At 57.0% G+C, this 13,586-nt stretch carries 13 protein-coding genes; 5 read left to right on the forward strand and 8 right to left on the reverse strand.

All coding sequences use genetic code 11. The features are described 5' to 3' along the window. Nucleotides 1-9 precede the first annotated feature (9 nt). Together phoU and AC2CF9_RS11870 are read left to right on the forward strand one after the other, a co-directional pair. On the forward strand, nt 10-744 hold the full coding sequence (gene phoU, locus AC2CF9_RS11865) for a phosphate signaling complex protein PhoU (RefSeq protein ID WP_071668257.1): 735 nt from the start codon (nt 10-12) through the stop codon (nt 742-744). A gap of 105 nt (nt 745-849) precedes the next feature. After that, on the forward strand, nt 850-2,088 hold the full coding sequence (locus AC2CF9_RS11870) for an MFS transporter (RefSeq protein ID WP_150017790.1): 1,239 nt from the start codon (nt 850-852) through the stop codon (nt 2,086-2,088). Nucleotides 2,089-2,749: 661 nt separating this feature from the next. Here the strand turns inward: AC2CF9_RS11870 and yieH are convergent. After that, nucleotides 2,750-3,427, reverse strand: a complete 678-nt coding sequence (gene yieH, locus AC2CF9_RS11875; RefSeq protein WP_150017792.1) for a 6-phosphogluconate phosphatase — start codon at nt 3,425-3,427, stop codon at nt 2,750-2,752. A gap of 149 nt (nt 3,428-3,576) precedes the next feature. Between yieH and AC2CF9_RS11880 the strand changes: the two genes are divergently transcribed. Next, nucleotides 3,577-4,890, forward strand: coding sequence for an NCS2 family permease (locus AC2CF9_RS11880; protein WP_484557106.1), 1,314 nt, complete (start codon nt 3,577-3,579; stop codon nt 4,888-4,890). Between the two features lie 30 nt (nt 4,891-4,920). Here AC2CF9_RS11880 and AC2CF9_RS11885 read toward each other — a convergent pair whose 3' ends face one another. From AC2CF9_RS11885 to rpmH, 7 genes are all read right to left on the reverse strand, one after another. Then, complete coding sequence (locus AC2CF9_RS11885; protein WP_484557107.1) at nt 4,921-5,682, reverse strand: 4'-phosphopantetheinyl transferase family protein; 762 nt, start codon at nt 5,680-5,682, stop codon at nt 4,921-4,923. Nucleotides 5,683-5,863: 181 nt separating this feature from the next. Then, nucleotides 5,864-6,454, reverse strand: a complete 591-nt coding sequence (locus tag AC2CF9_RS11890; protein WP_145339781.1) for a malonic semialdehyde reductase — start codon at nt 6,452-6,454, stop codon at nt 5,864-5,866. A gap of 151 nt (nt 6,455-6,605) precedes the next feature. Then, entirely contained in the window at nt 6,606-7,970 is a 1,365-nt protein-coding gene (mnmE, locus tag AC2CF9_RS11895) for a tRNA uridine-5-carboxymethylaminomethyl(34) synthesis GTPase MnmE (RefSeq protein ID WP_145339782.1), read from the reverse strand. Nucleotides 7,971-8,074: 104 nt separating this feature from the next. Then, nucleotides 8,075-9,721 carry a membrane protein insertase YidC gene (gene yidC, locus AC2CF9_RS11900; protein ID WP_150017796.1) on the reverse strand — a complete coding sequence of 549 codons (1,647 nt, stop codon included), beginning with the start codon at nt 9,719-9,721 and terminating at the stop codon, nt 8,075-8,077. Nucleotides 9,722-9,723: 2 nt separating this feature from the next. Then, nucleotides 9,724-9,981: a membrane protein insertion efficiency factor YidD gene (gene yidD / locus AC2CF9_RS11905; protein ID WP_071668252.1), complete on the reverse strand. Its 258-nt coding sequence runs from the start codon at nt 9,979-9,981 to the stop codon at nt 9,724-9,726. Next, nucleotides 9,945-10,304 carry a ribonuclease P protein component gene (gene rnpA, locus AC2CF9_RS11910; protein WP_071668251.1) on the reverse strand — a complete coding sequence of 120 codons (360 nt, stop codon included), beginning with the start codon at nt 10,302-10,304 and terminating at the stop codon, nt 9,945-9,947. Before rnpA ends, yidD begins: the two co-directional genes overlap by 37 nt. A gap of 15 nt (nt 10,305-10,319) precedes the next feature. Next, nucleotides 10,320-10,460, reverse strand: a complete 141-nt coding sequence (rpmH, locus tag AC2CF9_RS11915) for a 50S ribosomal protein L34 (protein WP_003849659.1) — start codon at nt 10,458-10,460, stop codon at nt 10,320-10,322. 598 nt (nt 10,461-11,058) lie between these two features. On the opposite strand from rpmH, the gene dnaA reads away from it, so the two are divergent. Further along, nucleotides 11,059-12,462, forward strand: a complete 1,404-nt coding sequence (gene dnaA, locus AC2CF9_RS11920) for a chromosomal replication initiator protein DnaA (protein ID WP_150017798.1) — start codon at nt 11,059-11,061, stop codon at nt 12,460-12,462. Between the two features lie 5 nt (nt 12,463-12,467). Beyond that, nucleotides 12,468-13,568, forward strand: coding sequence for a DNA polymerase III subunit beta (gene dnaN / locus AC2CF9_RS11925; RefSeq protein WP_039381494.1), 1,101 nt, complete (start codon nt 12,468-12,470; stop codon nt 13,566-13,568). The last annotated feature ends 18 nt before the right edge of the window (nt 13,569-13,586 follow it).

The raw sequence follows: 13,586 nt of genomic DNA on the forward strand, positions 1-13,586 counted from the left end.
GAGAGACTCATGGATAATTTAAATCTTAATAAACATATCTCCGGTCAGTTTAATGCCGAGCTGGAGCATATTCGCACGCAGGTGATGATCATGGGCGGCATGGTGGAGCAGCAGCTCACCGACGCCATTACCGCCATGCATAATCAGGATGCGGAGCTGGCACGCCGGGTGATTGAAGGCGACCAGAAGGTCAATATGATGGAGGTAGAGATTGATGAGGCGTGCGTGCGTATTATCGCCAAGCGTCAGCCTACCGCCAGCGACCTGCGACTGGTCATGGCCATTATCAAAGCGATCTCTGAACTGGAGCGTATTGGTGACGTGGCGGAAAAAATCAGCCGCACCGCGCTGGAGAAGTTTGGTCAGCAGCATCTGCCGCTGCTGGTCAGCCTGGAATCGCTGGGTCATCACACGGTGCAGATGCTGCATGACGTGCTGGATGCGTTTGCGCGCATGGATCTCAGTGCTGCCATCACTATCTACCGTGAAGATAAAAAAGTGGATAAAGAGTATGAAGGCATCGTGCGCCAGCTGATGACCTACATGATGGAAGATCCGCGCACGATCCCCAGCGTGCTGACCGCCCTGTTCTGCGCGCGCGCGATCGAGCGTATCGGCGATCGCTGTCAGAATATCTGCGAAATTATCTTCTATTTTGTTAAAGGGCAGGATTTCCGTCACGTTGGCGGCGACCGGCTGGATGAACTGCTCTCCGGCGACGACGGCAGCAATCGCCCTACCTGACCCTCTCCTCCGGCTGCCTGTGCGGCAGCCATTACCATTTCTGATTGGTCACTCCGCCGCCCGCTCTTTATACTTGGCGCACTTTTTTTCGCCAGGTGCTCTTTTATGTCCCTTTCCCGCTCTGCTAAACCAGCCGTTACGCCGGCTAAAGCGATGCTGGCCGCAATCAGCGGCTACGCCATGGATGGATTTGATCTGCTGATCCTCGGTTTTATGCTGCCGGCCATCAGCGTGTCACTGATGCTTGACCCGTCAGAGGCGGGCTCGCTGGTGACCTGGACGCTGATTGGTGCAGTGATCGGCGGTATTCTGTTTGGTCATCTCAGCGATCGCTATGGCCGGATCCGTATCCTGACGGTAACGATACTGATGTTTTCACTGTTTACCGGCCTGTGCGCGGTGGCGCAGGGCTACTGGGATCTGCTGGCGTACCGGACTCTGGCCGGGGTGGGGCTGGGCGGCGAGTTTGGTATCGGTATGGCGCTGATTGCCGAAGCCTGGCCGCAGGAGAAGCGCAACCGGGCGTCGGCCTGGGTCGGCATCGGCTGGCAGCTCGGCGTGCTGCTGGCCGCCTTTATTACGCCGCCGCTGCTCAGCGTGATTGGCTGGCGCGGCATGTTTCTGGTGGGTATGCTGCCGGCACTGCTCTCATTCGTGCTGCGGCGCAGTATGGGTGAGCCGGAGAGCTTTACAAGAGAGGTGAAAAACGTACCGGCCCTCTCGTTTACCGCCCGCATAAAGCTGCTGTTTGCTGACCACGCCACCCGTAAAGCGAGCCTGGGTATTTTTATCCTCTGTTCGGTACAGAACTTTGGCTATTACGGTCTGATGATCTGGATGCCGAGCTATCTCTCCTCCAGCTTTGGTTTCAGCCTGACAAAATCGGGGCTGTGGACCGCGGTGACGGTAGTGGGCATGACCCTGGGTATCTGGCTGTTTGGCGTACTGGCCGATCGCTTCGCCCGCTGGAAAATCTTTCTGCTGTACCAGTTCGGTGCCGTGGTGATGGTGGTGGTCTATGCGCAGCTGCGCGATCCGACGGTAATGCTGTTTACCGGCGCCATCATGGGCATGTTTGTTAACGGCATGATTGGCGGCTATGGCGCGCTGATCTCCGATACGTTCCCGCCGCAGGCGCGTGCTACCGCGCAAAATGTGCTGTTTAACCTCGGGCGCGGCGTCGGCGGTTTTGGTCCGCTGGTAATTGGCGCGCTGGCTACGCAGATTTCCTTCACCGCCGCTATTACGCTGCTGGCGCTGATTTATCTGCTGGATATTTTCGCCACGCTGTTTCTGCTGCCTAAAAAGCAAAGCAATGAAGATTCGCTGGGCGCGATAGGCTGATAGCCTGCGCGCATGCCAAGGGCAGCCTCAGACGCAATCGTCACGCCCGGGGCGCATAAATGCGCCCCCTACAGAATATTGCAGGGCATCCGTAGGGGCGGCATTAATGCCGCCCTGGTATCAGGCGATGCCGCCGCCGTATATCTGGGGCGCATAAATGCGCCCCTACAGAACTTCTCCAGGGGCATTGCAGGGGCGGCATTCATGCCGCCCTGATGTCAGCCGATGCCGCCGCCGTATATCAGGGGCGCATAAATGCGCCCCCTACAGAACATTGCAGGGGCATCCGTAGGGGCGGCATTAATGCCGCCCTGATATCAGGCGATGCCGTCCGCCGCACACCAGGGGCGCATAAATGCGCCCCCTACAGAATATTGCAGGGCATTCGTAGGGGCGGCATTCATGCCGCCCTGGTGTCAGCCGATGCCGCCGCCGTATATCAGGGGCGCATAAATGCGCCTCCTACAGAACATTGCAGGGGCATCCGTAGGGGCGGCATTCATGCCGCCCTGATATCAGGCGATGCCGTCCGCCGTATGCGAGGGGCGCATAAATGCGCCCCCTACAGAATATTGCAGGGGCATCCGTAGGGGCGGCATTCATGCCGCCCTGGCGTCAGGCGATGTTGCCGCCTTACGCCCGGGGCGCATAAATGCGCCCCCTACAGAACCTCGCCGGTTGATAGCAGCGTCCAGCCGCGCGCCTGCCACAGCGCAGGCAGCTGCGCCATGTCATCAAAACGCGTTACCAGCGGATGATCGATTGCGGGATTATGCGCATCGGCGCAGTAGTAAAACACCGGAATGCCTGCCGCAATGCCGGCGCGAACGCCCGCTTCGGAATCATCCACCAGAATGCAGCGTTCAATCGGCACCTGCATCTGCTCTGCGGCGTGGAACATCAGCTGCGGATCGGGTTTCCATGCCTGAATGTCATAACCGCTGTACAGGCGATCGGTAAACCACGGCAGCATGCCGGTAAGACCCAGCGAATGCTGCATTTTCTTTACCGGTCCGTTAGAGACCACGCACACCGGAACGCGGATCCGCGCCACCAGCTCCGGCGCACCGCCGATCGGCTGCAGCTCCTGCTCAAACAGGCGCGCGACTTCAATGCGATAGGCGTGCTCCACCTCTGCTACCGGCAGCGCCTGATGATACTCTTCGCTGATGTCGCGAATAATGTCGTAAAGCTTTACGCCTTTATACCGCTCAAACATCTGCTGCAGCGACAGCGTGATGCCGTAGCGGGCAAACGTATTCACATAGCCCTGCGTGCAGAGCATTTCGCTGTCAACCAGCGTGCCGTCACAATCAAAGAACACACACTCCACTGTCATCGCCCACTATCCTTCTGATAACGCTTCAGCTTTTACTCTAGCCTGGATTGCCACAGGCAGCAGCAGGCAACCGGTTGCGAAAATTCCGTGTTTTACCGGAATAAAGCCTATAGGATACGCGGCGATAAATTTTTCAGCGGAACAGCAAAATGAAGACTCAGGGCCTGCTGCAGCGCATATTTAAACTGCAGGAACACGGAACCACGATACGCACCGAAGTGATTGCCGGGTTCACCACTTTTCTGACGATGGTTTACATCGTCTTTGTTAACCCGCAAATCCTCGGCGCTGCCGGTATGGATACCCAGGCGGTGTTTGTCACTACCTGTCTGATTGCCGCCTTTGGCAGCATTCTGATGGGGCTGATAGCGAATCTGCCGGTTGCGCTGGCACCTGCGATGGGCCTGAACGCCTTTTTTGCGTTTGTGGTGGTGGGGGCAATGGGTTACTCCTGGCAGATAGGGATGGGCGCCATTTTCTGGGGCGCGCTGGGGCTGCTGATCCTGACGCTGCTGCGCGTGCGCTACTGGATGATAGCTAATATACCGCTCTGCCTGCGCACCGGGATCACCGCCGGTATCGGCCTGTTTATCGCAATGATGGGGCTGAAAAATGCCGGCATTATTGTGCCAAACGCGGAGACGCTGGTGGCCGTCGGCGATCTGACGTCGCACAGTGTTCTGCTGGGCGCGCTCGGCTTCTTCATTATTGCCATTCTGGCATCGCGTAATATTCACGCGGCGGTGCTGGTCTCAATTGTGGTCACGACCAGCATCGGGCTTGCGCTGGGAGATGTCAGGTTTACCGGTTTCTTTGCGCCACCGCCGTCAATCTCTGCGGTGGCGGGCGCGGTGGATATCAAAGGCGCATTCAATATCGGCATGGCAGGCGTGATCTTCTCCTTTATGCTGGTCAATCTGTTTGACTCCTCCGGTACGCTGATTGGCGTAACGGATAAAGCGGGTCTGACCGATGAAAAGGGCACCTTTCCCCGTATGAAGCAGGCGCTGTATGTGGACAGCATCAGCTCCGTCACGGGTGCGCTGGCGGGGACGTCATCGGTGACGGCCTATATTGAGAGTTCGTCAGGCGTTGCCATTGGTGGCCGCACCGGGCTGATGGCGGTCATCACCGGGCTGCTGTTCCTGCTGGCAATATTTCTGTCGCCGCTGGCGGCGATGGTGCCGGGCTATGCGGCGGCGGGCGCGCTGATCTATGTCGGAGTACTGATGACGGCATCGCTGTCGCGCGTACGCTGGGACGATCTCACCGAAGCGGTGCCGGCCTTTGTCACCGCGGCGATGATGCCGTTTAGTTTCTCAATTACAGAAGGGATCGCGCTGGGCTTTATCGCCTACTGCGTGATGAAGCTGGGCACCGGACGCTGGCGTGAAATCAGCCCCTGCGTGGTGGTGGTTGCGCTGCTGTTTGCACTGAAAATCGCGTTTATCGACGCGCACTGACGCTTCAGGTGGCCTGTGCGGCCACCCGATTCAAAGCTGCCGCATCTCCTGCTGCCCGGCTATGCGTTCGCCGGGCAGACTGGTCAGGCGCAGCGTATGTGGATCCAGGTTTGGCTTATTCATTTCAATATCCCGCAGCGCAACCCACTGCTGCTGCGCGTCAATCTCCCAAAGTCGCAGATGCCCGGTTCCGGGTGAAAGTGCGCATGACCAGACCAGCGTCGGCTCGGCGTCACAGACCGCCTGAATATCGGGAAATAGCGTGGAGCGCAACCGGCCTGATGCCGGATGCAGACGCAGCGAAGAGAGGCCCCGATCCGCTTCACCGGTCAGCTTGAGCACGCTCTGACGTAGCGTCCAGATTTGCGTGGCCGCCTCCATAAAATCCTGCTGTGCATTGATCCACGCCTTTTCACCAGAGGAGAGTTCCTGCATCAGCGCTTCCTGCGTCTGCCGGCTGTGCGCGCGGACAATCTCCATATCCAGTCCGGCACGTCCGCCTTCTTCCGCCAGCAGTACGCCAATGATATGGCCTGTGTAGGAGATGCTGAAGTCAGGCAGGTTCGGATCGGCAAAGCAGGGGCGTCCGCTGCTGCTGACGCTCAGCGGTGGCAGCCGATCGATTCCGTAGATCCGCAGCATCAGCTGCGCCAGCAGTTCGCGGGCAGCAAGAAAACGCGCGCGCCGCCGATCGGGCAGACGGGCAGCGTTATCCAGTACATCCTGAGTGATGCGTGAAACCGTTACCGGCAGGGGTGTGGTGCCTGTCCAGCGCACAAAATGACCAGCCATCTGTCGCTCCGTGAAAATGGGCGAATAATCATCAGCGGCATTGTAAGAATTTTCTTAGGTGTTTGCATCCGGCTTTCCCGGCAGAGCGATAAATTCAGATAAGACTGAAAATCAGCGCGGGATAAGGCGGAAAAGAGACTCTGCCGGCTCGACCGGCAGAGCGCAGACTGGTTGCCAGCTTTCAGGCAAAGGTGGTGGCTTCATCAAAACCGAGTCGCGTCAGGCGCGGATGCAGTTTACCTGCGTCGCCGTAGCCAAGATTGATCAGCATGTTCACCTGCCATTTGCTTTCGCTGAAGAAAGCGGCATTGACTTTGGCGGGATCAAAGCCGGACATCGGACCGGCATCCAGACCGAGCGAACGCGCAGCGAGGATAAGGTAGCCTGCCTGCAGGCTGCTGTTACGAAACGCGGTCTCTTTCGTCAGCTCCGGGCTGCTGGTAAACCAGTTGCGCGCGTCACCAAACGGAAACAGTTTTGGCAGCTGCTCAAAAAACTCCGGATCCCACGCGACAATCACCGTTACCGGCGCCGACATGGTTTTATCCACGTTGCCTGAGGAGAGGGCAGGTTTCAGCCGGGCTTTGCCCTCCGCGGAGGTCACAAATACAAAGCGGCCTGGTGAACAGTTAGCGGAGGTCGGGCCCAGAGCCGTCAGGGTATAAAGCTCCTGCAGCAGCGCCTGTGAAACCGGCTTATCCTGCCAGTGGCTGTGGGTGCGGGCGTCAGTAAACAGCGCATCAAGCGCCGCGCTGTCGAGCGGTGTACTCATGTTTCTCTCCTGTTCAGGCTGCGGTGCAGGCCCGATTTTTAGCATGAATAATAGAGGCTGCGCTTAACGCAGCCTCTATCGTTATACTGTAAAGGAGAAAGGGAGCCAAATAACAAAGATGTATGATTGACTGGCAAAGAGCGGTACGCGCTTATTTCCCGATACAGAAGCTGGAGAAGATACGGCCCAGCAGATCGTCAGAGGTAAACTCGCCGGTAATTTCGCTCAGCGCCTGCTGTGCCAGCCGCAGCTCTTCCGCAAGCAGCTCACCCGCCCACGCGCCCAGCAGCTGCGCTTTCCCCTGCTGCAGATGCGTGGCGGCGCTCTCCAGCGCCTGCAAGTGGCGGCGGCGCGCAAGGAATCCGCCTTCTATGTTGCCGGCAAAGCCCATGCTCTGCTTCAGATGATCGCGCAGCGTTTCCACGCCGTCGCCGGTCCGGGCTGACAGGCGGATCAGAGCATGACCGTTCATCTCACTCAGTCCCAGCGTCTCACCGGTCATATCCGCTTTGTTACGCACCACGGTAATGGGCAGCGCCGCCGGTAAGCGCGCCACAAAGTCGGGCCAGATAGCCGCCGCTTCAGTGGCGTCCGTTGTGGTGCCATCGACCATAAACAGCACCCGATCGGCCTGTTCAATCTCCTGCCAGGCGCGCTCGATGCCAATGCGCTCGACTTCATCACTGGCTTCGCGCAGTCCGGCGGTATCGATGATATGCAGCGGCATTCCATCAATATGGATATGTTCGCGCAGGACATCGCGCGTGGTGCCGGCAATGTCGGTGACGATAGCCGCTTCGCGTCCCGCCAGCGCATTCAGCAGGCTCGACTTACCTGCATTCGGGCGTCCGGCAATCACTACCTTCATGCCCTCACGCAGCAGGCTGCCCTGACGCGCTTCGGCGCGTACGCCATTCAGGTCGCCGATCACCGCATTAAGCTGCGCTTCAATCTTACCGTCGGAAAGAAAGTCGATCTCCTCATCCGGGAAATCGATAGCGGCCTCGACATAGATGCGCAGGTGGGTCAGCGCCTCCACCAGCGCATTTACGCGCTGTGAAAACACGCCCTGCAGCGAGTTCACTGCCGAGCGCGCCGCCTGTTCCGAGCTGGCATCAATCAGATCGGCAATCGCCTCAGCCTGCGCCAGATCGAGCTTGTCATTCAGAAACGCGCGCTCAGAAAACTCACCTGGCTGCGCAATACGCAGGCCGGGCAGGGCGACAATACGTTTCAGCAGCAGGTCCAGTATAACTGGTCCGCCGTGCCCCTGCAGCTCCAGCACATCTTCGCCGGTAAAGGAGTTCGGACCCGGAAACCACAGCGCAATGCCCTGATCCAGCACGCTGCCATCTGCATCGGTAAAGGGCAGATAATCGGCATAGCGCGGCTTTGGCAGTTTACCCAGCAGCGCCTGCGCAACATCTGCTGCCCGGGTGCCTGAGATACGCAGTATACCGACGCCGCCGCGGCCCGGTGGGGTTGCCTGCGCAACGATAGTATCGCTGTGGCTCATGATCGTCCTCTTGCCCGCGCTGTGCCGGGCTGAAAAATAGAAAAAAAACAGGGCGACATAAATGCCGCCCCTTGATTATACCTGTTGCTCAGCCGGGCTGAAGGTTACGCTTTCTTCTTATCGCGGCTGTGCAGGCCCCGTTTTTCCAGGCCGCGGTAAATCAGCTGCTGCTGGAGAATGGTGACCAGGTTGCTGACGATGTAGTACAGCACCAGACCTGCCGGGAACCACAGGAAGAAGACGGTAAAGATTACCGGCATGTAGGTCATGATCTTCTGCTGCATCGGATCGGTCACGGTGGTCGGTGACATCTTCTGGATGAAGAACATGGTGATACCCATCAGCACCGGCAGAATGTAGTACGGGTCCTGTGCAGAGAGGTCATGGATCCACAGTACAAACGGTGCGTGACGCAGTTCTACCGAGCCGGAGAGCATGTAGTAGAGTGCCAGGAAGATTGGCATCTGAATCACCAGCGGCAGACAGCCACCCAGCGGATTCACTTTCTCCGCTTTGTAGAGCGCCATCATTTCCTGGCTCTGCTTCTGCTTGTCATCGCCCAGACGCTCACGCATCGCCTGAATCTTCGGCTGCAGCATGCGCATCTTAGCCATCGAGGTGTACTGCGCTTTGGTCAGCGGGTACATGATGCCGCGCACGATGAAGGTGATGACGATAATGGAGAAGCCCCAGTTACCGATAAAGCTGTGCAGGAACTTCAGCAGTTTAAACAGCGGCTGAGAGATAAACCACAGCCAGCCGTAATCCACAGTCAGGTCAAGGTGCGGCGCAATCGCAGCCATCTTATCCTGAATTTCCGGGCCGACCCACAGCGTTGCGCCCAGCGTCTGCTGTGCACCTGCACCAACGGTAACCGGCGCTGACTTATAGCCGATCGCCGCTACGCCGTTGCCGAGGTTGCTGGTATACAGGGTGTTATTACCCTGGGTACGCGGCACCCACGCCGTGGCGAAATATTGCTGCAGCATCGCAACCCAGCCGTTGCTGGTGGTGGTGCTCAGATTCTCGTTATCAGCGATGGTGTCGAACTTATATTTTTCATATTTCGCCTCGCTGGTGGAGTAGGCGGCACCGCGGAAGGTGTGGAGCGCAAAGTTGTTGCTGCCCGTGTCGCGATGCTTGGGCAGGTCGATGGTCTGCTTCAGCTGGCCAAACATCGCCACTTCCAGCGGCTGCTGTGAGGTGTTATTGATGTTGTAGTCAACGTTAACCGCGAACTCGCCACGCTTGAAGATGAAGGTTTTGGTATAAACCACACCGTTTTCGCCAGTCCAGCTCAGCGGCACACGCAGCTCAGTCTGGCCATCGGCCATATTGAAGCTATCCTGTGCGGCAGTATAGAGTGGACGCGCGCCATTGTTCGGGTTATCCGGGCCGTTACGACCGGTCAGGCCGCTCTGCGCCTGATAAACAAATGCCGGCGTGGTTTCCAGCAGCTGGAATGGCGCGTCGGAGCCGAGTTTATCCGGGTAGGTCAGCAGCTGAGCCTGTTCAATATCACCACCGCGCGTGTTGATATTGAGTGACAGGACGTCAGTTTTAACGGTGATCGTTTTGCCCTGACCGCTGGCCGGCACGCCGGAAGTGGCGGCATCACCCGCTGCGCTGCTTGTGTTCTGCGTGGTCTGGGTCTGCTGTGGCTGCGGAGCGTGGTCCGTCTGCCAGGCTTGCCAGATCATAAAAGACACGAACAGAAAAGCGATGAGAAAGAGATTGCGTTGCGAATCCATCGTTAATGTTCTCTGGTATCAAAGGTTTTTGGCGGCACAGGATCGTCGCCACCCGGGTTTAGCGGGTGGCATTTTAATACGCGTTTAATCGTCAACCAACTGCCTTTTATCACGCCGAAACGGCGCAGGGCCTCAATCCCGTACTGCGAACAGGTGGGATGGAACCGACAATGAGGTCCCAGCAGAGGGCTGATAGCGCGTTGATAAACGCGTATCAGTGCGATCAGGAGCCGCGAGCCAGGCGACAGTGACGACGCCATAGTTTCTCCAACGCTTCCATCAGTGCCCGGTTATCGAGGTCAGCAATCCCCTTTTTCGCAACAATAACAAAATCCATCGCAGGCAGTTCATGCTGACGCAGACGAAAACTTTCCCGGGTCAATCGCTTGATCCGGTTGCGTTCATGCGCGCGCTTTACATGCTTTTTAGCGACGGTAAGACCGATGCGGGGATGCCCCAGCGAATTGCGGCGGCCGAGGATGGTGATTTGCGGCGTGCCAGCCCGAAGAGGTTGCTGGAAGACGAAAGTGAAATGAGCGGGAGTTAACAAACGTAACTCCCTGGGAAATGCGAGCTGAACCACGAGGGTTAGCTTTTATTACTTAGAAACGGTCAGACGAGAACGGCCTTTAGCACGACGACGTGCCAGAACCTGACGACCATTTTTGGTTGCCATACGAGCACGGAAGCCGTGTGAACGGTTGCGCTTCAGTACGGACGGTTGAAAAGTGCGTTTCATGGCGATTTCTACCTAAACTTGAAAAATTTCACTGGGTGACGCGTTTTCGGGGCAGTAAAGCGACCGACGCCTCAATGTGTCTTTAATAAAGAGGCGGGATTGTAATAATTGTACAGTCCGGAGTCAATTTACTTCGCTGGTCGCGGGACCTGAATACCCGGAAACACCGCGATTCCGGGCATTAATGCACCACGTGCCAATGCCGGGTGGGGAATTATACGGCCTGTAAAGGAAAGCGCAAGGATCGTCCAGGATCTTCTTGCGATCGCACACGCTATCCACAGGAAAAAAACGCGACGGCGGCTGAAAAATTCGCGTCTGCTGCGCGATCTTCGCTTGCTTTTTTGCCAGAACGGATAAACTGTTCAAAGGTTTTACACCCTGTGGATAAATTGGATCAAAACTGTGTAGAAAGGGAAGATCTCTGGTGCGCTTTGCGCTATGATCCGCCCTTCCGCTGACGATCCTCACTGCGATCGCCGGGGATGACTACCGCAGACAGCGGTCGCAGGCGCTTTCTGACCGCCTGTGTCAAAAAAGACAGTTTCTATTATTAGCGCCTGAAATTCTTATCGATTTTGTACGAGTGGAGTCCGCCGTGTCACTTACGCTTTGGCAACAGTGTCTTGCCCGTTTGCAGGATGAATTACCTGCCACCGAATTCAGCATGTGGATCCGTCCACTGCAGGCTGAATTAAACGACAATACGCTGGCCTTGTATGCACCAAATCGGTTTGTACTCGACTGGGTTCGGGATAAATACCTCAACAGTATTAATGCGCTGCTGAACGAATTCTGCGGTGCAAATGTGCCGTTGCTGCGATTTGAAGTGGGTACGCGTCCTGTGGCGCAGGTTGCTGCTGCACAGCCGGTTCTGGCCAGCACCGTCAGCGCGCCGGCACCGGTGGAAACCCGTCCCGCACCGGCGCAGCTGCTGCGTCCAAGCTGGGATTCCGTACCGGCACCTGCGGATGTGACCTATCGTTCGAACGTGAACAACCGTCATAACTTCGACAACTTTGTTGAGGGTAAATCAAACCAGCTGGCGCGCGCGGCGGCACGCCAGGTGGCAGATAATCCCGGCGGCGCCTATAACCCGCTGTTCCTTTATGGCGGCACGGGTCTGGGTAAAACGCACCTGCTGCATGCGGTCGGCAATGGCATTATTGCCCGCAAACCCAACGCTAAAGTGGTCTACATGCACTCAGAGCGGTTTGTGCAGGACATGGTAAAAGCGCTGCAGAACAATGCAATTGAAGAGTTCAAACGCTACTACCGTTCCGTGGACGCGCTGCTGATCGATGATATTCAGTTCTTTGCCAATAAAGAGCGCTCGCAGGAGGAGTTTTTTCACACCTTCAACGCGCTGCTGGAAGGCAATCAGCAGATCATTCTCACTTCTGACCGTTATCCCAAAGAGATTAACGGCGTGGAAGATCGTCTCAAGTCACGCTTTGGCTGGGGTCTGACCGTAGCCATTGAGCCGCCTGAACTGGAAACGCGCGTGGCCATTCTGATGAAAAAAGCAGATGAGAACGATATCCGCCTGCCGGGTGAAGTCGCTTTCTTCATTGCCAAACGTCTGCGTTCCAACGTGCGTGAGCTTGAAGGGGCGCTGAACCGCGTGATCGCGAATGCCAACTTTACCGGACGCGCCATTACCATCGATTTCGTGCGTGAAGCGCTGCGCGATTTGCTGGCGCTGCAGGAGAAGCTGGTTACCATCGACAACATTCAGAAAACCGTAGCGGAATATTACAAAATCAAAGTGGCGGATTTGCTGTCGAAACGCCGGTCGCGCTCTGTGGCGCGACCGCGTCAAATGGCGATGGCGATGGCAAAAGAGCTGACCAACCACAGTCTGCCAGAAATTGGCGATGCGTTTGGTGGCCGGGACCATACCACCGTGCTGCACGCCTGCCGGAAAATTGAGCAGCTGCGTGAAGAGAGCCACGACATCAAAGAAGATTTCTCTAACCTTATCCGAACATTATCTTCCTGACGCATATGAAATTTATTGTTGAACGTGAGCAGTTGCTGAAACCCCTGCAACAGGTAAGTGGTCCGCTTGGCGGACGTCCGACGCTGCCGATCCTCGGAAATTTGCTGCTACAGGTAAATGAAGGGTCGTTGTTGCTGACCGGAACCGATCTGGAAATGGAAATGGTCGCGCGCGTGGCGCTGAATCAGGCCCACGAGCCTGGCGCCACCACGGTGCCGGCGCGTAAATTCCTCGATATCTGCCGCGGTCTGCCGGAAGGTGCTGAAATCAGCGTTACGCTGGAAGGCGATCGCATGCTGGTGCGTTCCGGGCGCAGTCGTTTTTCACTGTCAACGCTGCCTGCCAGCGATTTTCCCAACCTGGATGACTGGCAAAGCGAGGTCGAATTTACGCTGCCGCAGGCCACGCTGAAGCGGCTGATTGAAGCCACGCAGTTCTCAATGGCGCATCAGGATGTACGTTACTACCTTAACGGTATGCTGTTTGAGACCGAAGGTGAAGAGCTGCGTACCGTTGCAACCGACGGTCATCGTCTGGCGGTCTGCGCCATGCCGATTGGTCAGGCGCTGCCAAACCATTCTGTGATCGTACCGCGTAAAGGCGTCATTGAGCTGGTGCGCCTGCTGGACGGCGGTGAGAACCCGCTGCGCGTGCAGATTGGCAGCAGCAACATCCGGGCGCACGTAGGCGATTTCATCTTCACCTCTAAGCTGGTGGATGGTCGTTTTCCTGACTACCGGCGCGTTCTGCCCAAAAATCCGGACAAGGCGCTGGAGGCGGGCTGCGATCTGCTCAAGCAGGCGTTTGCCCGTGCGGCTATCTTGTCCAATGAAAAATTCCGCGGCGTACGCATCTACATTACTGAAAATCAGCTGAAAATTACGGCAAACAACCCGGAGCAGGAAGAGGCGGAAGAGATGCTCGATGTCTCTTATAGCGGCACCGAGCTGGAGATTGGTTTTAACGTCAGCTACGTACTGGATGTGCTGAATGCGCTGAAGTGCGAGAACGTCCGTCTGCTGCTTACCGACTCTGTTTCCAGCGTACAGATTGAAGACGTAGCGAGCCCTGCTGCGGCCTACGTCGTCATGCCGATGAGATTGTAGGGGCGGCATTTATGCCGA

This window comes from Pantoea sp. SYBGC1 (genome assembly GCF_057197005.1).